Origin of the sequence: Streptomyces sp. NPDC014764 (genome assembly GCF_043082785.1) — a bacterium.
Taxonomy (GTDB): domain Bacteria; phylum Actinomycetota; class Actinomycetes; order Streptomycetales; family Streptomycetaceae; genus Streptomyces; species Streptomyces althioticus.
Map to the genome: position 1 here is coordinate 625162 of NZ_JBIBXY010000002.1, position 23860 is coordinate 649021.

Below are 23860 nucleotides of genomic sequence, written 5' to 3' on the forward strand. Positions count from 1 at the left end.
GCCACGGCGGTTTCACGCCAGGGACGAAGCGGTCCCGTCCGTGGGCCACATCGACGTGTTGCCGCAGAAGGTGGAAGGCAGGACTCCGCACACGACGACTCCTGGGCCGGGCCACGCCCAGGGGTCGACCGTTCAGCGCGGGCCGCTCGGTGCAGTGCTCGTTCACCGCCCCCGAAGCTTTTGATTGGGCGTGGGAACAGTCCCGCTCCACGCCGCATCCGCATCTGGTTGACTCCGCGGCCACCCCCACATCCGTGCCGGCACCCCACTGTGGGGCGTCGGGTCGTCGTGCGTGAGCGGAGTCGTCTTGGAGTTCTACGGAGAGCAGCCGTACCGGCAGGGGCCGCCGATGCCTGATGACCACGCCCTGTCCGCCCACGTCCCGGCGGAGGCCGCGCGGTTGACGGTCGGGCTGCGGATCGGTCTGCGGACCGGCCTCGTGTGGGTGCTGTACGTGATGGCCGCCGCGCTCGTGCCGGGCGTGTACGGCACTCCGGTCGCCGGGGCCGTGAGTCTCGGGGCCGTGCTGGCAGTCGTGCCGCTCGGGGTCGGGGTGCACGGCCTGGTCGTGTACGGGCGGCGGGTCGACCAGGTCATGGCGGCGTCCGAGGCGGACGACCGGAGGTGGGCGTGACCGCGTTGCTCGACTCCTCCTCACGGTCGCTCGTGTTCGCCGTGTTCTGCGTGTTCGTCGTCATCTGCCTGATGCTGTGCGTCATCACCGGCGCCGACGAGGACGACCGCGCCCTGGTGCGGTCCGACAGCCGGCGGCTGCACTCCTGGCAGCAGGGCATCGCGATGGGCGGCGACACCACGACCGTCGCGACCGTCACCGTGCTGGTGGGCATGGTCGCCACGACCGGGTTCGACGGACTCGGCGTCATGCTGGGCAGCCTCGTCGGTGTGCTCCTCTTCCTCGTGCTGGTCATCGAGCCGTTGCGGGCGCACGCCTCGCTGACCGCGCCGGATCTGCTGGACACGCGTGGCAGCGGCGGGCCCGCCGTGCGGGTGGCGTGGGGTGTGGTGACGCTGCTCGTCTGTTTCCCCCTGCTGGTCGTGCAGTTGGTGGTGGTCGGGAACGTCGCCGCCGCCCTGCTCGGACAGCCGGGAGCGCGGACCGGGTGCATCGTCGTCATCGGGTGCGTGATGACCGCGCTGGCCGTCAGCGGCGGCATCCGGGGCACGGGGGTGGTGATGATCACCAAGTCGGTGATCGCGCTGCCCGTGCTGGTGGTCGCCGCCGCGCTCGTCCTGCACCGCTTCGGCGGGGACCTCGGGCGGCTGCTCGACGCGGCCGCGCTCGGGTCGGGGACGGGAGAGACCTTCCTGCGGCCGGGCGGCTACACCGGTGACGGGTGGGTCGGGGCGGTCAACCGTGTCGGGCAGATCTTCGGCATGACCATGGCCACGCTCGCCATGCCCGCCGTGCTGATGCGGGCCATCGCGACCAAGAGCCCGCGCGGGGCGCGGACCGTCGGCCGCTGGATGCTCGGTGAGCTGGTGCTGCTGTACGGGGCTCTCGCCGTCGTCGGGGTCGGGGCGGCGGCACTCGTCGGCGGGGTGCTGCGGGAGGCCGGACCGTCGGCGCAGGTGTTCACGCCGCTGCTGCTGGGGCGGGCACTGGACGACGGCGGCCTCCTGGTGGCGGCCCTCGCCTGCGTCCTCTTCCTCACCGCGCTGGCCGCCGTCGTGGACGTCACCCTGGCCGCCGGGATCACCCTGGGCCGGGACGTGCTGGCCGCCTCCGGTGACCGGCCGGCCGGGCGGCTCGACGGCACCGCGTCGCGTTGGTCGGCCGCGCTGACCGGGCTGGCCGCCGCGGCCGTGGCCGTCGTCTGCGCCGACTGGAACCTCGTCGTGGTCTCCACGCTCTGGCTGGCCCTCTGCGGCGCCGCCCTCGCCCCGGTCCTGCTGTACGCCCTGTACTGGCCGGGGTTCACCGCCCGCGGCGCCCTGTGGTGCCTGTGGGGCGCGACGGTGGTGTGCGTCGTCGCGCTGGCGGTGTCGCCGTACGCGTCGGGCACGCCCACGTCGATCGTGCCGGGGCACGACTTCCGGCTGTGGGACGTGACGATCCCGGGGTTGGTGACGATCCCGGCCGGGTTCTTTCTGGGCTGGCTGGGCAGTGTCACGGACCGGCGGCGCCGGACGGGCGGGGCGGAGCGGCCGTCCGGAGTTATCCGCTCGCGTGCCTCGCGTGCCGTCCGGCGATGAGTTCCGGAGCCTGCCACGGTCGTAACCGGTACACGGACCGACAGCACAGGAGGACCCCATGTCCCGCAAGATCGTGGCCAGCGTGTTCATCTCGCTCGACGGCGTCGTCGAGGCCCCCGACCAGTGGCACTTCCCGTACTTCAACGACGAGATGGGCACGGCCGTGGGCGCGGGCCTCAGCAACGCCGACACCATGCTCTTCGGCCGCGTGACGTACGACAGCTTCGCCGGCGCCTGGCCGGAACGGGAGGCCGCGGGCGGGGAGGACGCGGGCTTCGCCAAGCAGCTCGGCGACATGCGGAAGATCGTGTTCTCGCGCAGCCCCCTCGACTTCCAGTGGCGCAACTCCGAGCAGGCGCAGGGCGACGTCGCCGAGGTGGCCGCCGCGCTGAAGCGGGAGCCGGGCGGTGACATCGGGCTGAGCGGCTCGATCTCGGTCATCCGGCAGCTGCTGGCGGCCGGGCTGCTGGACGAACTGCAGCTCCTCGTGCACCCGATCGCCGTGCGCAAGGGGATGCGCCTGTTCGACGAGGGGGAGCCCTCCATCCCGCTGAAGCTGCTGAAGTCGGAGACGTTCGGCACGGGCGTGCTGAACCTGGTGTACGGGCCGGACACGGCTCCGCCCACGGGGGGTTACGAAGAGGCGGTGGCTTCGCTCGGGGAGTAGGGGCGGCGCGGCGGGCGTCCTCTCAGTGGAGGGCCAGCCATCCGACGCCCAGCGCGCAGGTGAGGCCGGCGGCGGCCACGGCGGCGGGCCGGTTGCGGTGCAGTGCGAACCAGAACAGCGCCGCGGTCACCGCCACGGCGCCCGTGCCTATCGACGCGCGCAACGGCCCGTCGCTGTATCCGAACTCATCGGCGTGGCGCAGTCGGCGATGTGGACGCTGGTCTTCACGCCGTTCCTGCTGGACCGTCCTTCCAGCGGACCGTCCACGCCCCCAGGAACAGCAGGACGCCGTACGCGGCCAGGATGTCGCCGGCGTAGAGCAGCAGGCCGTGCAGCGAGCCGATGACGACCAGCGCCAGGCTGCGCCGCCACAGCAGCCGCCGTACCGAGCGTGGGGCGGCGTCGGACCGGCGGCGCGCCATGTGGGCGACGCCGTAGCCGAAGAGGAGGCCGAACATCGGGAAGGCGCGGCCGTCCACGAAGGTCGCGATCAGCCAGGTGACGGCCGAGTCGAGGGGCGATCCGTCCTGCGGGTAACCGCCGAGCACCGGGCGGCCGGACAGGAAGTAGTGGCTGTTGGCCAGCGCGATGAAGAGGAGCATGAGGCCTCGCGCCAGGTCGGGGGCGAGGGCACGGGCGGTGACGGCGGTCGGCTCGGGTGTCCGGGTCGGCATGCGTCCAGTTCATCGGCGTGCCGGCGGGTGAGGGATCGGGCGGAGGTCGACGGCCGTGCGACTTTCGTCCACGTCCGGTCTCGCGGGACGGGACGAAGGAGGCGGCGGCGTTGTCAGTGGGGGGTGCCACCATCGGCGCATGAACGACAACGGGTCCGACTGGGGGACGTTCCTGCGGCGTTGGCAGGACGAGTGGGTGCCGAGCGAGGACGAGGCCGTGGAGCTGGCGGAGGGGGACACGACCCTCGCCGGTCTGGCAGCGCTCGGCGCTCCGCCGGCGTCCGAGGCCGACGTGGCCGACGCCGAGCGACGGCTTGGGACCCGACTGCCTCCCTCGTACCGGGAGTTCCTTCTGGCGAGCAACGGCTGGAGCCTGCGCGACGACTCGATCCACCAGCTCGGAGCGGCGCACGAGATCGGCTGGTTCGGGGATCCGTTCGGCATGACGCCGATGTACCGGGAGAGCCTCGGCGAGCGGCCGGCCGAACAGCAGGTGCTGCTCGCCGGCATGTGGGAGCGCGCGCTGCAGCTGGAGACCGACTCCGACATGTCCTACGCGCTGCTCGACCCGGGCGACACCGGCGAGGACGGCGAGTGGGCGCTGTACATCTACAAGGGCTGGAGCGGCGAGTACCCGACCCGGTATCCGTCGTTCCGTGCCTACATGCAGCGCCGTTACGAGTCCTTCCACGCCGAACGGGCTCAGCTGCCGGAGTTCGTCAACGACACCACCCGCGCCCGGGACGCGGACGTCACGCGGGCGCGGGAGGAGGCGCTGAGCGGACGGTGGGAGGCCGCCCGGGAGCTGCTCGACGTCGCGAAGAGGTACGGACGGCCGGGGGCCTGGGGCATGCTGGGGCAGCTCGACGTCCTGGCGCAGGGCCTCGGGCACGGGCGTACCTATTTCGGCGGGCTCGTCGCCGATCCCCGCTGCACCGACGAACTGGTGCCCGTGATGGCCCTCGCCCACGTGCGGGACAGCCTCCCCGGCCGGCCCGAGCGGCCGTTCGTGCTCGGCGTCGAGACCGACGACCGCATCCGGGCGGCCGCCGACGCGATACACGCCCGCGTGGGCGACGGCTCCTGTCGTTACGCACCGGACGGCGACTTCGGGCGGGCCGTGGCCGAGGCGCGGAAGATCGCTGGGTGGGGTGACACGGACGGCGCGTGGCGGATGCTCCGTACCGCGCTGCCCTCCTGGTCACCGCCCGCACCGGACGTGCTGGCGCCGCTCGGGCTGCTGGCCGACCCGGTGCTGGGGCCGGTGGTGACGCGGGAGCGAGGGCGGGAACTGTTGGCCACGCCCCGGGCCGGGCGGACGGGCGCGGTGCCCGAGCCGGTGCCGGACCTGGATCCGCCAGGGCTGAGCTGGCTGGCGGAGTCCGGGCGGTGGAACGCCCCGTACGGCTCCTACCGGTGCGTGTGGGTGGAGGGCGTGGAGCCGGAGGCGCTGCCCGGCCTCGTCGGGGAGGACGGGGGTGCGGGGCTGACCGCCGCACCCGTCCGTCCCGCCGGGTGGTTCCCCCACGACGTCAGGTGGGGGCAGCGGGACGACTCGGCGCCTTGGGAGGACCGGGCCGTGGTGGCGGTGGGCCGGACGAGGTCAGGATGGGCGTTCGGCTTCGACCCGGCCGCTCGGACCTCGGGGCCCGGGACCTTTTTCGTCTCCCCGGCCGCCGCCGCCTCGTCCGGCGGACGCGCCGTGGTGTTGTGGGTGCGCCGCGGCCGCGACAACACCCCTGCGGTGTTCCACCTCTCGGCGGCAGAGAGGGGTGAGGAGCGGTACGCGATCACGCTGCGCGGCACGGATGTCGAGCGCTCGGGGCAGGTGCCCACGGCCCTCGACCCGGACCTTGTCCTGCGCGGCGTCGAAGACGCGGACCGGGAGCGGCGCCTGCTGGCCGCCGTGCAGGACGAGTTCGGCCTGTCACTCCCCCGGCACGCCCTGACCGAAGGCATCCTGCCGCAACTGGCCACCCGGTCCTGGAACCGCGCGCCGCGGGAGGGAGAGGCATTCTCCTACGCCACGATCACCGTCGGGAGACCGCGGCCGTGACCCCGGGACGAGCGCCCGGGGGTCACACGCGCCACGAGCTCCCTCACGCCGCCTCGTGGATCACCAGCTTGAACTCCGCCAGCACGATCTCGCGGGCCACGCTGTCGTCGTGGGTGGCCCGCACCGCGAGGGGGACCGACGGGTTGACGAAGATGCCCCAGCTCTTGGTCCAGCACTGCATGCCGGGGCTGGGCGGGCGGTGTTCCGTGGCCGTGGTGTCGTTGGGGTTGGGGGTGAGGCCGAGGGGGTCGCGGACGAACTGGTCGCGGAGTTCGTCGTAGTTGCCGGCCTCCCACTGGATCATCGCGTAGAGGGTGCCCCATCCGGCCACGCTGGGCCATATCAGGCCGGAGCGGGGGTCGGAGTCCCAGTTGGTGATCACATGGCCGTCGGGCTGGTTGACCTGATGCATGGCGAAGGCGTCGCTGGACTCGGCGGATCCGAAGGGGAACCGGATGACCGTGTAGGGGCTGTTCGCCGGGATCGTCTGCGGGGTGTCCCGTTTGAGGGAGCAGACCTGGACTCCTCCGGCGGCCGTGGTGTGAGTGGACATGGTCCGGTTCTTCCCTGTGTGCGGGCCGGTGAGTCGGGGGGCGGGCCGCATCCGTGCGCTTTTCCACCAATGAACTTGCTTTTGCCATACAACCGTTCGACTCGTTCGGTCGTCCGACCTGACGACCGGACCGGTTGCTTGACAAGGAGATCGTCATTTTCGCCCTGCGCAAGACCCTGACCACCACCGCCGTAGCCGGCATGGTCCTCGCCGGCACCGCCGCCTGCGGCACCGTGGAGAACCTGTCCGCCGGACAGAAGCTGGACAACGCCTTCGAGAAGCTCGGCGAGGAGCGTTCGATCGCCTTCGAGCTGGACCTCGACACCGACGCGAAGTCACTGATGGCGCTGGACGCCGAGCAGTCGGAGCCGGGCGAGGAGATGCCCGCGGAGATCGCCGAGCTGCTCAGCGAGGGGACGATCAGCGTCTCGATGCACTCGAAGAAGCCGATCGAGGAGTCCGAGGAGAAGGACTTCACGGCGATGGCGATGAAGCTCAGCGGTCCGGACGGCGCCCTCCTCGAGTACCGGCTGGTCGGGGACTGGTTCTACGCCCGTGTCGACGCGGCGACGCTCGGCGAGATGTCGGGCAACCCCATGCCTCCGGCCGACGAACTGCCGCCGGAGGCCGGGGCGTTCAAGAAGCTCCTCGCAGGTGAGTGGGTCAAGCTCTCCAAGAAGGAGATGGAGGAGACCGGCAAGAACATGTCCGGCGCGGAAGGCCTCGGCGAGTCGTCGTCCGCCGAGCCCAGCCTCGACGCCAAGACGCAGAAGAAGCTGACGGACGCGCTGAAGAAGGCCGTCGCGCAGAACGTCGACTTCGCCACCTCCGGCGGTTCGGACGGCACCGAGCACATCAAGGCGACCGCGCCGTTCCGCACGCTGGTGACCGAGCTGCTCGGGGCGCTGAAGCCGCTGCAGAACGACCTGCCGATCGGGGACGAGCTGCCCACCGCCAAGGACTTCGCGGACGCCCCGAACACGAAGGTCAGCGCCGACTTCACGCTGAAGAACGGCGAGCTGACCGAGGTGTCCGTCGATCTCGCCGAGCTGGCGGAGTCGGCGAAGGTCAAGAAGTTCGCGCTGGTACTGCGCGTGAGCGAGGGTGAGAAGCCCGAGGCGCCCGCCGGGGCGACCGAGCTGGACATCGAGGAACTGATGACCATCATGCTCACCGGCGCCTTCGGCGGAGCCGTCTCCGACGAGGAGTTCGGCGACGTCCCGCTCGAGGAGGGGGACCTCGCGGGCGACACCCAGATGTGGTGACCCGTTCCCCGGGAGGCGGGTCCCGGCCGTCCGGGCCTCAGCCCGCGGCCACCGCCTCCCAGGGCAGCGTACGGTCGCACCAGCGGTTCAGCAGGGTTCGGTCGTGGCCGACCGACAGCAGGCCCGCGCCCGTCGACGCGCGGTAGTCCTCCACGACCCGCACCAACGCGGCCGTGGTCGACGCGTCGAGCATCGCCGTCATCTCGTCGCACACCAGCCAGCGGGGCTCCAGGCACAACGCCCGCGCCAGGCAGGCACGTTGCAGCTGGCCGTCGCTCACCTCGTGCGGGCGGCGGCCGAGCAGGTCAGGGGTGAGTCCCACGGTGTCGGCCAGTTCCCGCACGCGGTCGGCGGCCGAGGCGCGCCGGCCCGTCGCCCGCAGGGGTTCCGCGATCAGGTCGGCGAGGTGCATCCGGGGGTCGGCGGCGAGGCGGGGCTGCTGGAAGACCACGCCGATCGCGGTGCGCTGTGCGCGGGGCGCACGGTGCCGGAAACCGAGGACCGGCGTGCCGTCGAGGACGACCTCCCCGGCGTCAGGCCGGTGGAGCAGCGCGGCGACCCGGGCGAGGGTCGACTTCCCGCAGCCGCTCGGGCCGAGCAGGCCCACCGCCTCGCCCCGGGCGACGGTGAGGTGCGCGTCGCGGACGACGGGGGCGCGGCGGTCGTAGCCGGCGGTGACGGCGCGCAGCTCAAGCACGGGTGTCCTCCGGGGTACGGGTCGCGTGAGGGATGGCGGCGGGGGCCGGCGCCGGGTGGTGGCAGGCGACGGTGTTCTCCAGGAGCGGGAGCGCGCCGCAGGTGTCCGTCGCGCGGTCGCAGCGGGGGGCGAAGGCGCAGCCCTCCGGGAGACTGCCCAGTTCCGGGGGCAGGCCGGGGACGGGGGTGAAGGACCGCTCGGGGAGCGCCTCCAGCAGACCGCGGCTGTAGGGGTGGCGCGGGCCAGGGGTGCCGAAGAAGGTGTCCGCGTGGGTCAGTTCGACGATGCGGCCCGCGTACATGACCGCGACGCGGTCGGCGATGCGCGCGGCGGCGGCCAGGTCGTGCGTGATCATCAGCAGGGCGTGGCCGTCGTCCACGTGGCGGCGCAGTTCGTCGACCGTGCGGTCCACCAGGTCGCGGTCCAGGCCGGTGGTCGGTTCGTCGGCGAGGAGCAGTGGCGCGTCGCCGATCAGTGCGAGCGCTGTCGCGGCGCGCTGGGCCAGCCCGCCGGACAGTTCGTGCGGGTGCCGGTCGAGGTGGTCCAGGGGGAACTCGGCGCGCAGCGAGGCCTGTTCGGCCGCCTTGCGGCGGGCGGTACGGCCGCGGACGCCGGTGAGGCGGGCGACCGTCTCCTCGATGTGCGAACGGATTGTGCGCACGGGGGTGAGGTGGGCCGCCGGTGACTGCGGGACCAGGCCGACACGGCGGCCGCGTACGGTGCGCGCGAGGGTTGATTCGTCCGCCGTGAGCAGGTCGAGGTCGCCCAGGTGGGCATGGCCGGCGGTGCGGGCGTTGCCCGGGAGCAGGCCGAGCAGTGCGGACGCCAGCACGGACTTGCCGCACCCGCTCTCCCCGATGAGCGCGAGGCACTCCCCCGGCGCGACGTCGAACGACGCGTCGGACACGGCGTCGACGCGGCGCCCTCCGGGGAGCAGGAAGCGGACGGACAGGTCGTGTACCGAGAGCAGGGGCGCGGGCGTCACAGCATCAGCTCCGATCGGCGGCGGGGATTGATCCGTTCTCGCCAGACGCCCGCCAGGCCGGCGATCGCCAGGGTGGGGAGGATCAGGAACAGGCCGGGGAAGAGGGTGGGCCACCACTGGCCGGCGAGGAGTGAGCCCCGGGCGCCCTGGATCAGCGTGCCGAGGCTCGCGGTGTGGGTGGGCAGGCCGAGGCCGAGGAAGGACAGGGCCGACTCGTGCCACATGGCGTGCGGGACCATCAGCACGGCGGCGAGACCGGCCTGCGGCAGCACACCCGGCAGCAGGTGGCGTACGGTCACCCGCCACCTGCTCGCCCCGCCGGAGACGGCCGCGTCGACGAACGGCCGGGACCGCAGCGACAGCACCTCCGCGCGCACGATGCGCGCGGTGGACAGCCAGTGCGTGAGGGCGACGGAGATCACCACCGGCCAGACGCCCGGACGGAACATGGCCACGATGAAGATGCCGAGCAGCAGATGCGGCACGGAGGACAGGGTGTCGACCAGTCGCATCACCAGACGGTCGGCCCAGCCGCCGAGGGCGCCTGCGGCGGCTCCCACGGCCGTGCCGATCACCGTGGCGGTGAGCGCGGCGACCACGCCCACCAGCAAGGACACGCGCAGCCCGTAGACGCAGCGCAGCAGCAGGTCGCGGCCCACGTCGTCGGTGCCGAACGGGTGCGCCCAGCTGGGCGGTTGCAGCTTGGCGGCCAGGTCGACGGCCTGCTGGTCGAGCTGGACCAGCGGCGGGACCAGCAAGACGGCCAGCACGGTCACGGCGACCAGGGCGGCGGAGACACGCAGGCGCAGGACGTGTGTGGAGCGGCGGGCGGTGCCGTGCGCGCGCCAGGCCGGCTTCGCGTCCGCCACGTCGACGTCGGTCGTCACATCTCCTCCAGCTTCACCCTCGGGTCGATCAGCCCGTAGAGCAGGTCGGCGAGCAGGTTGCCGGCGAGGACGGCGGCCGTGGCGAGCGTGGTCAGCGCGGCGAGCAGCGGGAAGTCGACAGCCGTGGCCGCCTCCACGGTGGCCGAGGCGATGCCGGGCCAGCTGAAGACCGTCTCCACCAGCAGCGCGCCGGTGATGAGTTCCGGCACGCGGGAGCCGATGAGGGTGAGCACCGGCAGCAGCCCGGAGCGCAGGGCGTGGCCCAGCAGCACTGTGCGTTCGCTCAGGCCGCGCGCCCTCGCCCCGCGCACGGGATCCTCCGCGAGGGCGTCGCCGACGCCCTGACGGACGTAGAGCGTGAACCAGGGCAGCTGGGAGACGGCGAGGACGCCGGCGGGGAGGACCAGATGCTCGGTGAGGCTGCCGAAGGTGACCCGGTCGCTGCCGGTGTCGGTGAGGCCGCCCGCCGGGAGGACGTCCAGTTGGAGGGCGAACAGCCACACCGCGAGCAGCGCGATCCAGAAGACCGGGGCGGCCTCCAGCACATAGGCGGCGGAGGTGACCGCGCGGTCCACGAGGGAGCCGGGGCGGCGGGCCGCGAGTACTCCGAGGACCGTGCCGAGCAGTACGGCGGCGGCGAACGCGACGGCGCACAACAGGGTGGACCACAGCAGTCGTTCCCCGATGACCTCGGCCACCGGCTGGCGCATCACCGCGGACTGTCCGAAGTCGCCGCCGAGGGCGGAGGTCAGCCAGTCCCACCAGCGCGCGGTGAACGGCCGGTCCGCGCCGAGGTTCTCCCGCAGCCGGTCCAGGGTCTCCTGGTCGGCGCCGAGCGCGGCCGTGCCCGCGTACGCCTTCACCGGGTCGAACGGGGACGCCGCGGCGACGGCGAACACGCCGAACGTGACGACGAGGAGCACCGGCACGGCGTACAGCGCGCGGCGCGCCGTGAGCCGTGCCATCGGGCGCCAGGGGGCGCGGGTCGTGGCTCGCCGGGGGGCGTGGGTCATGCCGCGGGCTGCCAGTCCTCGACGTTCCACCAGGGTCCGGCGGCGAACCCGTGCTCGTGCGGTTCGGTCTGGGTGGTGAGGCCCTTCCAGCGGTCGGCGAGCACGTACAGGTGGTCGATGTGGGTGAGGAAGGTGTAGCCGGGGTCCTTCACGAGGGCGCGCTGGAGGGCGTCGTAGGCGGCCCTGCGGGTCTCGGGGTCCTGGGCGCGGCGGCCGGTCTCCAGGGCGCGGTCGACGGCCGGGTTGTCGTAGTGGGCCATGTTGTTGAAGCCGTCTCCGGCGAGGGAGGAGTGCAGCATCGTGTAGAGCCCGAAGTCGGGGTCGCCGGTGCTGCCGAAGCCCGCGAGGACGGCGTCCCGGTGCATGCGGGGCTCGATGACCTCCCAGGTGGCGCTCTCCACCCGGACGTCGATGCCGGCCTTCTTGGCGTCGGAGGCGTAGGCGAGGGCGTGGTCCTGGCGGACCTTGTCGCCGGAGGGGTAGTACAGCGTGAAGCGGGCGGGGCGGCCGTCCTTGGCGCGGATGCCGTCCTCACCCTTCGTCCAGCCGGCGGCGTCGAGGATGCGGCCGGCCGCGGCGAGGTCGCGCGGGCGCTCGGTGTCCTCGGCGAACCACGGGTCGTCGACGGGCAGCGGGCCGTAGGCGGGGCGGCCGGCGCCGTCGAGGATCTTGTCCACCATGGCCTGCCGGTCGACGGCGAGGTCGAGGGCGCGGCGGATCGCGGAGTCGCCGGTGACGGGGTTGCCGCTGGGGAGGGTGACGACGCGGACGTCGTAGGAGGTGGCCCGGTAGGTCTTCTTGTCGTCGTCGCTCTTGAAGGTGGCGGCGAGGTTGGGCGGGAGGACCGCGCCGTCGAGGTCGCCGGAGCGGAGCCGGGTGGCGCGGACGTCGTCGTCGCCGACGATCGCCATGGTGAGCTTCTTCACCTTCGGGGCGCCGCCCCAGTGGTGCGGGTTGGCCTTGAAGGTGAGCTTCTCACCCTTGCGCCAGTCGACGAGGACGTACGGTCCGGTGCCGACGGGCTTCGTGTTGAAGGGGCCGGTGTTGGGGTCCTGTTTCCCGGCGACGTGCTCGGGGACGATCGGCAGGACCGTGCGGGCGGCGAACGGCGCGTAGGGGTGGTGGAGGGTGAAGACGACCGTGTCGTCGCCCACCGCCCGGACGTCCTTGACGGCCGCGAGTTCGCTCCTGGCGGTGTTGTTGGTGCCGTCGTCGAGGACCGTGCGGTACGTGAAGACGACGTCCCGTGCGGTCAGCGGCTTGCCGTCGCTGAACTTCACGCCTTTGCGCAGGGTGTACGTGTAGGTGCGTCCGCCGTCCGTGATCCGCGGGAGTGCCGTGGCCAGCGCGGGTTCCAGGGTCATGTCGGCCTTGCGGGCGAGGAGGCCGTCGAACAGCTTGGAGTTGCCGTCCTTGCCGTAGCCGAGGAGCGGGCTGAGGGTGTCGGGCTCGGTGGAGACGCCGATCACCACAGACTCGCCGGCCGCCGCGTCGTCCGCGGTTCCGGAGCCCGGCGCCGAGCAGGCGGAGACCGCCGCGGCCGTCGCCAGCACGGCGGCGGCGCCCCGTATGCGTCGTCGGGTCGTCATCGAACCTCACATCCCTCTTGCTGGAAAATCGCTCTTGCATATTAGTTGCAGGTAGACCCTGCCCAGGACGGCGGCCCTCCAGTCACCTCGGCTGCCGGGCTGCCCGAACGCGCAGGTGTGCGCCGGGGTCCGAGCCGCCGGGCGCCCTCCGCGCGCCCCCGTCGCCGCTTGTCACCGGGCCGCGACGGGGACTACTGTCACCACGCCTTGGTGACGGGAAATCGGTGCGATACCGGTGCGGCCCTCGCCACTGTGATCGGGAAGTCCGGCTCCGGCCCTCAGGGGCAGCCACTGGGTCCTTCGGGACCCGGGAAGGCGGAGCACGGGCGGTGGTACCCGTCAGCCAGGAGACCGGCCAAGGCGCGTCAACCATCCACGAGGTGCTGGAGAGGGTCTGCTGAGCCATGCACATTGCCGAGGGTTTCCTGCCTCCGGCGCACGCGGTCGCCTGGGGCGTCGCGTCGGCGCCGTTCGTCGTCCACGGGGCCCGGTCGCTCGTCCGTGACGTGAGAGAACATCCCGAGAGCACGCTGCTGCTGGGCGCGTCGGGAGCGTTCACGTTCGTCCTGTCAGCGCTCAAACTGCCTTCGGTGACCGGGAGTTGCTCCCACCCCACCGGCACGGGGCTGGGCGCGATCCTGTTCCGGCCGCCGGTCATGGCGGTGCTCGGGACCATCACTTTGCTGTTCCAGGCGCTGCTGCTCGCCCACGGCGGGCTCACCACGCTCGGCGCCAACGTCTTCTCCATGGCGGTCGTCGGCCCCTGGGCCGGGTACGGCGTCTACCGTCTGCTGCGCCGGTACGACGTGCCGCTGATGGGCGCGGTGTTCTGCGGCGCGTTCGTCGCCGACCTGTCGACGTACTGCGTGACCAGCGTCCAGCTCGCGCTGGCGTTCCCCGACCCGGGCAGCGGATTCCTGGGCGCGCTGGGGAAGTTCGGCTCCATCTTCGCCGTCACGCAGATCCCGCTCGCGGTCAGCGAGGGGCTGCTGACCGTGCTGGTGATGCGTCTGCTGGTGCAGTCCAGCAAGGGCGAGCTGACCCGGCTCGGGGTGCTGGTCACCTCGGTCGCCGGAGGCAAGCGCGCCGAGTCGGCCGGGGCGGTGGCCCGATGAGCCGCAACGCGAGGATCAACACCCTGCTCCTGCTGCTCGTCGCCGTCCTCGCCGTGATCCCGCTGGCGCTCGGGCTCGGCGACCACAAGGAGGAGCCGTTCGCCGGGGCGGACGGCGAGGCGGAGACCGCGATCACCGAGATCGACCCGGACTACGAGCCGTGGTTCTCACCGCTGTACGAACCGCCGTCCGGGGAGATCGAGTCGGCGCTGTTCGCCCTCCAGGCCGCACTCGGCGCGGGCGTCCTGGCGTACTACTTCGGGCTGCGGCGCGGACGTCGGCAGGGCGAGGCGCGGGCGCGAGAGCGGGCCGGCGCACAGGGTCCGGACGCGGAGGTACGCACCGGCGCCGACGGCGGACGGGACTGACAGGCCTTGCTGCCGATCGACGCGGCGGCGCACAGCAGCCGCTGGCGCCGCCGCCATCCCGTGGACAAGGCCGTCCTCGGTCTGGGCCTCACCGCCCTCGCGGTCTCACTGCCCCCGTGGCCGGGCGCCCCGCTGGTGCTGGTCACCGCGTTGGTGCTGCTGCTCGGCCCGGCGGGGGTGCCGGCCGGGCGGCTGTGGCGGGCGTACCGGGTGCCGCTGGGGTTCTGCGTCACCGGGGCGCTGACCCTGCTGGTGCGGGTGGGCGGGCCGGGTGGCCTGGTGTCGCCCGCCCCCGACGGGCCCCTGCGCGCCGGGGAGTTGCTGCTGCGCACCTCGGCGGCTTCGCTGGGCGTGCTGCTGTTCGCGTTCACCACGCCGATGTCGGACCTGCTGCCCCGGCTGGTGCGCGCCGGGGTGCCGGCGCCGCTGGTGGACGTGGCTCTGGTGACGTACCGGATGAGTTTTCTGCTGCTGGACTCGGTGCGCCGGGTGCACGCGGCGCAGGCGGCCCGGCTCGGGCACACCACCCGGGCGGCGACCTGGCGTTCGCTCGGCGGGCTCGGCGCGACCGCGTTCGTGCGGTCCTTCGACCGTGCGGCGCGGCTGCAGACCGGGCTCGCGGGCCGCGGCTACGACGGCACCCTGCGCGTGCTGGTGCCGGAGGCCCGGGTGTCCGCCCGCTTCACGGCCGCGAGCGCGGCGCTCCTGGCGGCGCTGGCCGTCCTCACCTGTGTACTGGAAGGGCCCCTGTCGTGAGCGAGTCGGTGCCGGTGGCCCTGCGGGGCGTGTCGTTCGCGTACGAGGAGGGGCCGCCGGTGTTCACCGGGCTGGACTTCGAGGTGCGTGAGGGCCGGGCGCTGGCCCTGCTGGGGCGCAACGGAAGCGGCAAGACCACCCTGATGCGGCTGCTGAGCGGCGGACTGCGGCCGCATGGCGGGGAGTTGCTGCTGTCGGGCCGTGCGGTGCGCCACGACCGGAAAGGGCTGACCGCGCTGCGCACCACCGTGCAGCTGGTGGTGCAGGACCCGGACGACCAACTGTTCGCCGCCTCCGTGGGGCAGGACGTGTCGTTCGGGCCGCTGAACCTCGGGCTGCCGCACGCGGAGGTGCGCGCGCGGGTCGCGGAGGCGCTGGAGGCGCTGGACATCGCCGCTCTCGCCGACCGGCCCACGCACCTGCTGTCGTACGGGCAGCGGAAACGGACGGCGATCGCGGGCGCGGTCGCGATGCGGCCGCGGGTGCTGATCCTGGACGAGCCGACGGCGGGCCTCGACCCCGACGGTCAGGAGCGGCTGCTGGCCACCCTGGACGGTCTGCGGGCGGGCGGTACGACGGTGGTGATGGCCACGCACGACGTGGACCTCGCCCTGCGCTGGGCCGACGACGCGGCCCTGCTGACCCCGTCGGGCGCCCACACCGGCCCGGCCGCGGAGACGCTGTCCCGGCGGGACCTCCTCACGGCGGCGGGGCTCAGGCTGCCCTGGGGCGTGGCGGCCGGACTGTTCCTGCGGGCGCGGGGGCCGGCCGGCGCCGCGGACGCCGGTCCCCGCACCCCGGAGGAGCTGGCGGCGCTGGCCGCCCTGCCGGAGTACGGGGGCGGGCGGCCGGGCTAGGTCAAAGGCGCCGACGGTCCGATGTGTACATTTGTTCCTACTCGGTGGGTGAGCGGGATCATCGCCTGCCTGCCCCTCGTTCTCACCAGCCCCGGCGGAGCCCCACCTTGACCGACCTTGCCGTACGCCGGCGCCGCCGGGCGCTGTACCTCTTCTTCTTCCTCAACGGCATCGCCATGTCCTCGTGGATCACGCGCACCCCGGACGTCCGTGACCGTCTGGGTGTGTCCACGGGGGAGATGGGGCTGGTGCTGTTCGGGCTGTCCGTCGGCTCGATGGTCGGCATCCTGTGCTCCGGCCGGTTCGTGTCCCGGTTCGGGACCAGGCCCGTGACGGCGCTCGGCACGCTGTTCGTCGTCGCGAGTGTGGTCGTCGTGGGCGCGGGCACCGCACTCGCCTCCGCGGCCCTGGTCACCGCGGGCCTGTGCCTGTTCGGCCTCGGGGTCGGGGCGGGCGAGGTGGCGATCAACGTGGACGGCGCCGACGTCGAGCGGATCACCGGCAGGCCGGTCCTGCCCACGCTGCACGGATGCTTCAGTCTGGGCACCGTCGTCGGCGGCCTGGCCGGCATGGCGGCCACCGCGGCGGCGTTTCCCGCCCACTGGCATCTTCTGGCGGTGGCCGCGGTGACGGCCGCGATGTTCGGGTACGCCATCGGCGGCGTCCCCGCCGGAATCGGGGTCCGTGCCGCGGCGCCCGCTTCGGGCTCCGCACGGCCGGCGGGCCCGCGGGTGTGGAAGGACCGGCGGCTGCTGATGATCGGGGCCATCGTCCTGGCCATGGCTCTCGCCGAGGGCGCCGCCAACGACTGGCTGCCGCTGCTGATGGTCGACGGCCACGGTCTCGACGCCGCGCTCGGCTCGCTCGTCTTCGTGGGGTTCGCCGCCGCGATGACCCTGGGCCGCTTCGGCGGCGCCTTCTTCCTCGCCCGTTACAGCCGGGCGACCGTGGTACGGGCCAGCGCGGTCTCCGGAGCCGTCGGTCTGTGCCTGGTCATCTTCTCCGACAACGCCGTCGTGGCGGCGGCCGCCGTCCTGTTCTGGGGACTTGGCGCGTCCCTGGGCTTTCCGGTGGCTCTGTCGGCGGCCGGTGACTCGGGGCCCGACGAGACCGCCCGGGTCGGCCTCGTGGCGACGATCGGCTACGTCGCGTTCCTGGTGGGGCCGCCCACCCTCGGCTTCCTCGGCGACCACTACGGACTGCGCCCGGCGATGGTCGTGGTCCTGGCGTTCGTCGCCGCGGCTGTCTTCGTGGCCCCTGCCGCCGGTACGCGGGGGTCCCGTCACCGGGAGGCCGAGGCCAGTGCCGGCGCCTCCGGCGGACTTGCCGTGTGAGAAGGCTCGGCGTCCTGTCCTGCCGTTCGCGCGGTTCCCCGCGCCCCTGGGGTGTTGGGGCGCGGGGAACCGCGTAGACGTAAGCGTCCGGGACGGGACCTGTCAGCAGCCGCCGCAGTTGTAGTACGTGACGTCCCAGTGGTTGCCCTCGTCGGCGTAGACGTTGCCCGAGCCGGACTGCCACTGCTGGGCCCCGTCGCCGCGCACGCCGATGTAGGTGAACGTGTTCTTGATGTAGTTCCCGACGCAGGTCGTCTTGGAGAAGTCGAGCTTGTAGCCGTTCCAGTGCGAGTACGTGCCGGAGGCGTGCCCGGTCTCGGTGCCGCCGGTGATGTTCAGTGCGCAGCCGCTGGCCCGCTTCAGGGTCTGGGCGCCCTGGGCGGTGGCCAGGTTGAGCTGGTCGAAGGACGTGCAGGTGGACACGTTGCGGTTGGAGCAGCCTCCGGACGACGACCACGTGATGCCGACCTGGCTGAACATGGAGGTCGCGGTCGCGTGGCTGATCTTGGTGGCGGCGGAGGCCTCACCCGCGGTGCCGACGACGGCCGCGCCCGGGGCGACGACGAGGGCGAGGGCGGTGAGGACCGAGCGGAGCTTCGGGGCCTTGAGGGTCTTCATGGGGGGTCCTTCCTGCTGGGGGCCAGGGTGGGGGTGAGGGACGGCTGTGCAGGCGGAGCAGACAGATGATGCCCGGGGTCTACGCGCGTCCGCCAGAGGACAAAACGGAATGCTGCCGCCTGCGCGTGCCGCTGATGTGCCGTCAGGCCGCCGAGCGGAAGGCGGGGAGGTAGCCGGAGGACTGGCCGACGGCCTTCGGGTGGTAGGAGTTGCCGATCGGGATGGTGACGCTGTGCAGCCAGGCGTCGCCCGAGCAGATCTCGTGGCCGGTGAACTCGTCGACCACGCTTGACCAGGCGAACCCGGCGTTGGCCGCACGCTTCGCGATGACCGAGTTGAGCGTGTCGCCCGCGCTGTTGATGGCGCCGCGCTCGGTCTCGCTGAGGCCGGCGATGCAGCTGCCGGACAGCTTGTAGAAGCGGGGGTAGCCGAGGACGACGACGCGGGCCTGGGGGGCGCGGGAGCGGATGGCGGAGTACAGCGAGTCGAGCTTGCCCGGCAGGGAGTTCTGCATCTGCGAGACGGCGCTGTTCACGGCGGATACGCAGGTGGCCTCGCTCTGCAGGACGCAGGTCTGCATGACGTTGGCGAAGCCGATGTCGTTGCCGCCGGCGGTGACGCTGACGAGGGTGGTGGTGGAGGACAGCGCGCCCAGCTGCGTGGAGGCCACGCTCGTGGTGGTCGCGCCCGAGCAGGCGACGAACCTGAACGACGCGGGGGCGTTGGCGTTGCTCCACAGCTGCGGGTAGGCGACGGTGCTGCGTTTGCAGTCGCCGCTCTCGGAGGTGTAGCTCCCGGCGCCCACTCCGGAGGAGTAGGAGTCGCCGAGCGCCACGTAGTGATGGCCGGCGGCCGCGGCAGGGTGTGCCAGGCCGAGGACGGTCGCCACACCGAGGATGAAGGTGGCGAGAGTTGTTCCCAGTGAACGCGTTGACACGTGCATCCGCCTCTCACGACGAAACTCGCGACGGTAGTTGAGGGAGCAACTGGTGTTGTAGCAGGGAGGAATACCGCGCGGTAACTACCGGTCGGAAAGTCATCCGCTATGACCCGGATACTGATGTGACCGATCGCGCTCCGCGCGTAGATAAACCTCGGATGCGCCATGTTCACGCCAATCTTGTGGCGGAAAAGGGTGCCGGGCCGCCCCCCGCGCGGCCCGGCACCGGTCTCGTCGAACGTCCCTTTCGACGGCCCTCGTTCAGCCCTCCCCGTCCTGCCGCGACGGGGTCGCCAAGAGGCGCCGGGGGTCGGCCGCGCGCGTGATCGCCGACTCCACCGCCGCGATGCGGTCGCCGAGCAGGGCGAGGGCGGACACCGCGCGGGCGAGGGCGTCGTCGTCGGGGCCGCCCAGGGTGAGTGTGCGGACGTGGGCCGCCTTCACCTCCGCCCAGCGGTCGGCCTGTCCGGGCGTGAGCGTGCCGCGCAGTTCGGCGAGCTTCAGCAGGTTCGCCTCGGCGCCGCTGGTGAGGGTCTGGGCCTCGGCCGTGTAGTGGTCCTCGATCACGGCGGACAGCTCGGCGTCGTTCATCACGGGCTGGATCCGCTGGGCGATCTTGTTCATGTTGCGGTACGAGCCCTGGAGCAGGAACGGCGGCTCGGTGCGGGCGTCGTCGGAGCGGGCCGCGGACGCGATGTAGGCCGCGTTGACCGCGAGCACCGTGCGGCGGGCGGTGACCAGATGACGCAGCACCGCGAGCACCCGGTCGAGTTCGGTCGGCGCGTACGGGTGGAGCAGACGGTCCGGGCGGGCCGTCGGGTCGTCGGACGCGAGCCGGATCAGCAGGTCCAGGTCGGCACGGTCGCGGCCGGCGAGCGGCGCGAGGACCGGGTTCGCAGTGAGGGCGTTCTCGACGAAGCTGAGCGCGAAGACGTCCTCCTTGCCGGTCAGGACGTCGCCCAGGTTCCACACGTCGGCCCGGTTGGCCAGCATGTCGGGCACCCGGAAGACCTCGCCGGACTCGGTGTAGGGGTTGCCGGCCATGCACACCGCGAACCGCTTGCCGCGCAGGTCGTAGGTGCGCGGCTCGCCCTGCCACACACCCTCCACCCGGCGGGTGGCGTCGCACAGCGGGATGAACTTCTGGAGCAGTTCGGGCGACGTGTGCTGGATGTCGTCCAGGTACAGCAGGGTGTTGCTGCCCGCCGCCAGCGCGAAGTTGATCTTCTCGATCTCCTGGCGGGCGGTGGCGTTCGGGGCCTCCGCCGGGTCGAGCGAGGTGACGCCGTGGCCGAGCGCGGGGCCGCTGATCCGCACCAGGACCAGTCCGAGGCGGTGGGCGACGTACTCCATCAGGGTCGTCTTGCCGTAGCCCGGCGGGGACAGCAGGAGCAGCAGTCCGCCGGCGCCGGTGCGGGCGGACTCGCCCGTGGTGCCGAGCTGCTTGGCGAGGCTGTCGCCGATCAACGGCAGGTACACCTCGTCCACCAGCCGGTTGCGGACGAACGACGCCATCACGCGCGGCCGGTGGTCGTCCAGGCGCAGCCGGGCCCGCTCGGCCGTGACGAGGGCGGCGCGGCGGCGCTGGAAGGCACGGAAGGCGGGCACCTCGCGGGTCCGGAAGGCGTCGGTGCGGGCGAGGAACTCGTCGAGACGGAGCGTGAGACGGCGGTCGGTGATGCGCGGGTGGGTGGAGACCAGGCCCTCGACGGTGGCGGTGAGGGGTGCGTCCGACTCGTGGCGGGGCACGTCCGGGCACAGCTCGGCGGCCACGGCCTCCGCGAGGTCCCCGGCGTCCGCCTCCTCACCGGACGCCCGCGTGTACGCGGTGAGCCACGCCTCGACGAGCTGACGGCGCGCGCGCAGGTCACCGAGGGCGATGAGGTCCTCGTCGTAGGCCTCGCCGGCGACGGTGCGGCGGAACTTGTCGAGCAGGGTGCGGGCGCGGGCGCTGATCACGAACCCCTCGGGCCCGGTGGTGAGTTCGTCGAAGAGGTACGCCGCGCACGCCTCCGGGCCGACCGGGGCGTCCGGGTCCCACTCCCCCACCGCGCGCGCGAGTTCGTCCCGCAGCGCGTCCAGCGCGGGAGGCGCCCCGAAGGCGTCCCGGACCCGGGCCAGCGAGCGGGCGCGGCGGGTCCAGTCGGCGCGCTCCGGTTCCGTGGTGCCGTGTGCCCAGAACAGCAGGGCGTGGGCGCGGGCGGCGGAGGCGTGACGCAGGGTGCCGGCGCCGTCGAACAGGGGCAGCAGGGCGGTGAGGAGCGCGGTGGCGTCATGGTCGTGCACGCCCCGCTCGTAGCCCTCGTCGTACGCCTCCTCGGCGGCCGTGCGGACCAGCGCGGGGAGGTCGTCGGCGGCGGCGAGCGCGTCCGGGCCGTGTTCGCGCAGCAGCCGTGCGGCGAGGTGTTCGGCGCGGCCGACCCGTGGCGACTCGGACGGCAGGTGCCGGTCCCACAGGGGGCGGTCGGCGAGCAGGGCCGGGTCGGTGACGGGGACGCGGTAGTCGGTGCCGGTGAGGGCGAGTGCGAGACCGTCGTCGTGCGGGACGACGGTGAGGTCGAAGGGCTGGGTGGAGACTGCGAAGCGGTGGGCGCCGAGGCGGATGGTGCGGCCGCCGTCGGCGTAGAGGTCGGTGCGGTCGCGCAGGGCGCGGGCGGCCTCCTCGCGGGCGGAGCGCAGCTTGCCGTCGAGTTCCTCGGCGCGCACCCGGTCGCCGAGTGCGCGCAGTTCGCCGGCGCTGCGGCGGACCTTGGCGACCAGCGGGTCGGAGGCGAAGTAGGTGCTCACCGCGTCGGCGTCGGCGAGCGCGGTGCTGCGGCGGGCGATCGTCTCCAGCACCCGCTCCGCGGCGGAGGCGAGCTGTCCGGCGCGCCGGGCGCGGGCGTCGGTGAGGCTCTGCTTGCGGGCGGAGAACGCCTCGTAGATCTCGGTCCGCCGGTCGGCGAGTTCACCGAGGACGTCGTCGAACTCGGCGAAGCGCGACTCCAGTTCCTCGAGCTGGGCGAGGACCCGGGCCATCTGGTCGTCGCAGGTGTCCGGGTCGTCGGCGGCGGCGAGGGCTCCGGTGACGGTCTGGCCGAGCAGGGTCAGCTCGGCGGCGAACCCGGCGCGCGCCTCCCGGTCGAGCAGGGCCCGGCGGTGGGTGTCGAGGGTGGCGCGGGCGCGGTTGACTGCGCCCATGGCGTCGGCGACACGTTCCAGGACGCCGGTGCGGACGGTGGCGTCGGCGATGTCGAGACCGGCGACCACTTCGGTGACCGTGCGCAGTCCGTCGGCGAGTTCGTCGAGGCGTGCGGCGAGCGGGGCGGCCTGCGCGGTGGTGGTGACGGCCTCGATGTCGGCGTGCAGTCGCTCCAGGTCGGTGTGGTGGGCGGCGAAGGCGTCCTCGCGGGCGAGGAACGCGACGGCGCGCTGTCCGAACGAACCGAGGTCGTCCTCGGCCTCGGCGGCGAGCTCGTGGATGCGCTCGTGGTCCGCGTACCGCATCTCCTTGAGGGTCAGCAGGTGGCCCTGGGCCTGGCGGAGTTCGGTGAGGCCGCGCACCCAGGCGGCGGCCTCGCGGGGCTGTTCGCCGCGCAGCCGGCGCACCACGGCGGCGATGCGCCCGGCGGCCTCGTCGAGCGCATCGGCGGCCCGGCGGGTGAGGTCGGTGACCGTCTCGAACTCGGCGAGCACCTGCTCGGCGGTGGCACGCACCTCCTCCAGCGGGGTGCGCAGGTCGCCGACCTCGGGGTCGCCCAGCCAGTGGTGGGTGTCCAGGGCGCGCACGCAGGCGGTGGCGAGGGTCGCGTAGATCTCGGCGGTGGGGGTGGTCTCGGCGGCGGCGCGGGCCAGCGACAGGCAGTCGGAGATGCCGCGCACGAGGTCGGCGTTGCCCACCCGGGCCAGCGGCCCCTCCCCCACCGGCTGTGCGGCGGCGCGGGCGTCGGACAGGTACGGCGTGTCCCACAGCTGCACGGGGTGCACGCGGGCGGGTTCGTCGCCCTCGGGGCGCAGCAGGGTGAGGTGCCCGTCGTCGAAGAGGGCCCAGCCGTGGCAGGCCATGGGGGTGGCGACGGCCTCGCGGATCTGGTTGTAGGAGAGCAGCAGGGCGCGTCCGCGCGCGGGGGCGTGAAAGGCGTAGAGCACGTCCTCGCCGTACGGGGAGCGCATCTCCCGCTCGAACTCCATGCCTTCGGTGTCGAGTTCGTAGGTCTTGTGGCTGCCGGCGGCGAGGCAGTGGCCGCCGGGGAAGACGATGCCCTGGTCCTCGGGCAGCCGGCGGACGCCCTGTCCGATGCCGTCGAGGCGGACGACGGTGCGGGTGAGGGTGTTGAAGACCAGGTGGCGGTGGGCGGTCTCCTTGTACGGGAGGACGCGCAGCAGGATCAGCGGGCCGACGCGGGCGTGGGTGATGTCGGCGTCGGCGAGGGACTGAAGGGGCTCGTCGACGGGCTCGCTGTGGATGCCTTCGGGCGTGCCGGTGTCGTTCTCCGCCTTGACGGTGAGGGTGCCGCCGAGGGTGTCGACGAACACCTCGCCCCGCACGGAGACGTGCGGGTGGCGGCCCAGGACGTGGTCCTCGCGGGTGGCGGAGGTCCACTCGACGTCGGCGGGCGGGACGCGTGCGTGGTCGCGGTCGCCGCGGGCGTCGAGGAACGCCGCGTGGCCGTCCTCGGAGACCGTCCAGCGCAGGACGCGGATGTCGCCGGGCTTCTCGCCGGTCTGGAAGACGGCGAGCAGCTTGCCCTCGACGCGGCGCAGCCGCAGCAGGCGGGCCTGCCGGTAGTAGCGGTGCAGGGCGGCGAACTCCCGCTGGAAGGCGGGGTCGTCGAGCAGGCCGGGCACGGCGTCGTCGGGCAGCCGGTTCAGGTCGCGGTCGTGTGCGGCGAAGACGTCGCCGACGGTGGTGTCCCGCTCCGGGCGGGGCCGGGTCTCGTAGCCGAAGAGCAGCACGTCGCCGACGGCGACGACGTCCCGGGGCACGGCTGTGCGCTCGGTGCGCAGCCGCTCGGTGCCGGTGAGGCGCAGCTCGGGCGCGCCGAACTCCTCGGCCCGGCGCCGGTTCAGCGCCTCGGCGCGGCGCGCGAGTACGGAGGCGCGGTCGGTGAGGCGGTCGCGCAGCACCTGGTACGCGCCGCCGTCGACCGCCGTACCGGGCCGCTGCAGGGCCGTAGCGGCGGTCGTCTCCGGGGCGGCGCCGGAACGGGCGCTGTCGTGGTCGGTCTCGTGGGTGCCGGTGGTCATGGCTGCCTCTCGGGAGGGTGCCGGCCGGGAGCCGCCGTCCCCTGTG

Annotated in this window: 21 protein-coding genes and 1 riboswitch; of the genes, 10 read left to right on the plus strand and 11 right to left on the minus strand. The window is 73.1% G+C overall.

Annotation, left to right across the window (positions count from 1 at the left end):
- The first annotated feature begins 349 nt into the window (after window positions 1-349).
- Genes ACF1AG_RS07840 through ACF1AG_RS07850 form a run of 3 tightly spaced genes read left to right on the plus strand, consistent with a single transcriptional unit; the run spans window position 350 to window position 2881 of the window.
- A complete protein-coding gene (locus tag ACF1AG_RS07840) occupies window positions 350-634 on the plus strand; it encodes a hypothetical protein (protein WP_359600428.1) in 285 nt (94 codons plus the stop codon).
- Window positions 631-2214, plus strand: coding sequence for a transporter (locus tag ACF1AG_RS07845; RefSeq protein WP_391809480.1), 1584 nt, complete (start codon window positions 631-633; stop codon window positions 2212-2214). The genes ACF1AG_RS07840 and ACF1AG_RS07845 overlap by 4 nt, the downstream gene beginning before the upstream one ends.
- A 58-nt stretch (window positions 2215-2272) precedes the next feature.
- Entirely contained in the window at window positions 2273-2881 is a 609-nt protein-coding gene (locus ACF1AG_RS07850; protein WP_391809481.1) for a dihydrofolate reductase family protein, read from the plus strand.
- 22 nt (window positions 2882-2903) lie between these two features.
- On the opposite strand, the gene ACF1AG_RS07855 is transcribed toward ACF1AG_RS07850, so the two are convergent.
- Window positions 2904-3044 carry a hypothetical protein gene (locus ACF1AG_RS07855; RefSeq protein ID WP_391809482.1) on the minus strand — a complete coding sequence of 47 codons (141 nt, stop codon included), beginning with the start codon at window positions 3042-3044 and terminating at the stop codon, window positions 2904-2906.
- A gap of 61 nt (window positions 3045-3105) precedes the next feature.
- Window positions 3106-3555, minus strand: a complete 450-nt coding sequence (locus ACF1AG_RS07860) for a DUF418 domain-containing protein (RefSeq protein ID WP_391809483.1) — start codon at window positions 3553-3555, stop codon at window positions 3106-3108.
- A gap of 139 nt (window positions 3556-3694) precedes the next feature.
- Between ACF1AG_RS07860 and ACF1AG_RS07865 the strand changes: the two genes are divergently transcribed.
- A complete protein-coding gene (locus ACF1AG_RS07865) occupies window positions 3695-5611 on the plus strand; it encodes an SMI1/KNR4 family protein (protein WP_391809484.1) in 1917 nt (638 codons plus the stop codon).
- A gap of 43 nt (window positions 5612-5654) precedes the next feature.
- On the opposite strand, the gene ACF1AG_RS07870 is transcribed toward ACF1AG_RS07865, so the two are convergent.
- A complete protein-coding gene (locus tag ACF1AG_RS07870) occupies window positions 5655-6164 on the minus strand; it encodes a hypothetical protein (protein ID WP_359600438.1) in 510 nt (169 codons plus the stop codon).
- A gap of 200 nt (window positions 6165-6364) precedes the next feature.
- Between ACF1AG_RS07870 and ACF1AG_RS07875 the strand changes: the two genes are divergently transcribed.
- Window positions 6365-7429, plus strand: coding sequence for a hypothetical protein (locus ACF1AG_RS07875; protein WP_391809531.1), 1065 nt, complete (start codon window positions 6365-6367; stop codon window positions 7427-7429).
- A gap of 37 nt (window positions 7430-7466) precedes the next feature.
- On the opposite strand, the gene ACF1AG_RS07880 is transcribed toward ACF1AG_RS07875, so the two are convergent.
- The 5 genes from ACF1AG_RS07880 to ACF1AG_RS07900 are packed head-to-tail and all read right to left on the minus strand — an operon-like array spanning window position 7467 to window position 12600.
- Window positions 7467-8126: an ATP-binding cassette domain-containing protein gene (locus tag ACF1AG_RS07880; RefSeq protein ID WP_359600439.1), complete on the minus strand. Its 660-nt coding sequence runs from the start codon at window positions 8124-8126 to the stop codon at window positions 7467-7469.
- Window positions 8119-9111 carry an ABC transporter ATP-binding protein gene (locus ACF1AG_RS07885; RefSeq protein ID WP_359600440.1) on the minus strand — a complete coding sequence of 331 codons (993 nt, stop codon included), beginning with the start codon at window positions 9109-9111 and terminating at the stop codon, window positions 8119-8121. The genes ACF1AG_RS07880 and ACF1AG_RS07885 overlap by 8 nt, the downstream gene beginning before the upstream one ends.
- Complete coding sequence (locus tag ACF1AG_RS07890) at window positions 9108-9998, minus strand: ABC transporter permease (protein WP_359600442.1); 891 nt, start codon at window positions 9996-9998, stop codon at window positions 9108-9110. Before ACF1AG_RS07890 ends, ACF1AG_RS07885 begins: the two co-directional genes overlap by 4 nt.
- Window positions 9995-10963, minus strand: a complete 969-nt coding sequence (locus tag ACF1AG_RS07895; RefSeq protein ID WP_359600444.1) for an ABC transporter permease — start codon at window positions 10961-10963, stop codon at window positions 9995-9997. Before ACF1AG_RS07895 ends, ACF1AG_RS07890 begins: the two co-directional genes overlap by 4 nt.
- A gap of 44 nt (window positions 10964-11007) precedes the next feature.
- Entirely contained in the window at window positions 11008-12600 is a 1593-nt protein-coding gene (locus ACF1AG_RS07900; protein ID WP_359600446.1) for an ABC transporter substrate-binding protein, read from the minus strand.
- 191 nt (window positions 12601-12791) lie between these two features.
- Window positions 12792-12975, plus strand: a riboswitch (cobalamin riboswitch).
- Between the two features lie 29 nt (window positions 12976-13004).
- Here ACF1AG_RS07900 and ACF1AG_RS07905 point away from each other — a divergent pair.
- From ACF1AG_RS07905 to ACF1AG_RS07925, 5 genes are all read left to right on the plus strand, one after another.
- Window positions 13005-13715: an energy-coupling factor ABC transporter permease gene (locus ACF1AG_RS07905; protein ID WP_359600448.1), complete on the plus strand. Its 711-nt coding sequence runs from the start codon at window positions 13005-13007 to the stop codon at window positions 13713-13715.
- Window positions 13712-14083, plus strand: a complete 372-nt coding sequence (locus ACF1AG_RS07910) for an energy-coupling factor ABC transporter substrate-binding protein (RefSeq protein WP_359600449.1) — start codon at window positions 13712-13714, stop codon at window positions 14081-14083. The genes ACF1AG_RS07905 and ACF1AG_RS07910 overlap by 4 nt, the downstream gene beginning before the upstream one ends.
- 6 nt (window positions 14084-14089) lie before the next feature.
- Window positions 14090-14839, plus strand: coding sequence for a cobalt ECF transporter T component CbiQ (cbiQ, locus tag ACF1AG_RS07915; RefSeq protein ID WP_359600451.1), 750 nt, complete (start codon window positions 14090-14092; stop codon window positions 14837-14839).
- A complete protein-coding gene (locus ACF1AG_RS07920; protein ID WP_359600452.1) occupies window positions 14836-15696 on the plus strand; it encodes an ATP-binding cassette domain-containing protein in 861 nt (286 codons plus the stop codon). Before cbiQ ends, ACF1AG_RS07920 begins: the two co-directional genes overlap by 4 nt.
- A gap of 107 nt (window positions 15697-15803) precedes the next feature.
- Window positions 15804-17030 carry an MFS transporter gene (locus tag ACF1AG_RS07925; RefSeq protein WP_391809485.1) on the plus strand — a complete coding sequence of 409 codons (1227 nt, stop codon included), beginning with the start codon at window positions 15804-15806 and terminating at the stop codon, window positions 17028-17030.
- A gap of 102 nt (window positions 17031-17132) precedes the next feature.
- Here ACF1AG_RS07925 and ACF1AG_RS07930 read toward each other — a convergent pair whose 3' ends face one another.
- The 3 genes from ACF1AG_RS07930 to ACF1AG_RS07940 form a co-directional block, all read right to left on the minus strand.
- Window positions 17133-17648: a hypothetical protein gene (locus ACF1AG_RS07930; protein ID WP_359600456.1), complete on the minus strand. Its 516-nt coding sequence runs from the start codon at window positions 17646-17648 to the stop codon at window positions 17133-17135.
- Window positions 17649-17790: 142 nt separating this feature from the next.
- Entirely contained in the window at window positions 17791-18591 is an 801-nt protein-coding gene (locus ACF1AG_RS07935) for an SGNH/GDSL hydrolase family protein (RefSeq protein ID WP_387795585.1), read from the minus strand.
- Window positions 18592-18849: 258 nt separating this feature from the next.
- Window positions 18850-23814, minus strand: coding sequence for a DNA repair ATPase (locus ACF1AG_RS07940; RefSeq protein WP_359600458.1), 4965 nt, complete (start codon window positions 23812-23814; stop codon window positions 18850-18852).
- Between the last annotated feature and the right edge of the window lie 46 nt (window positions 23815-23860).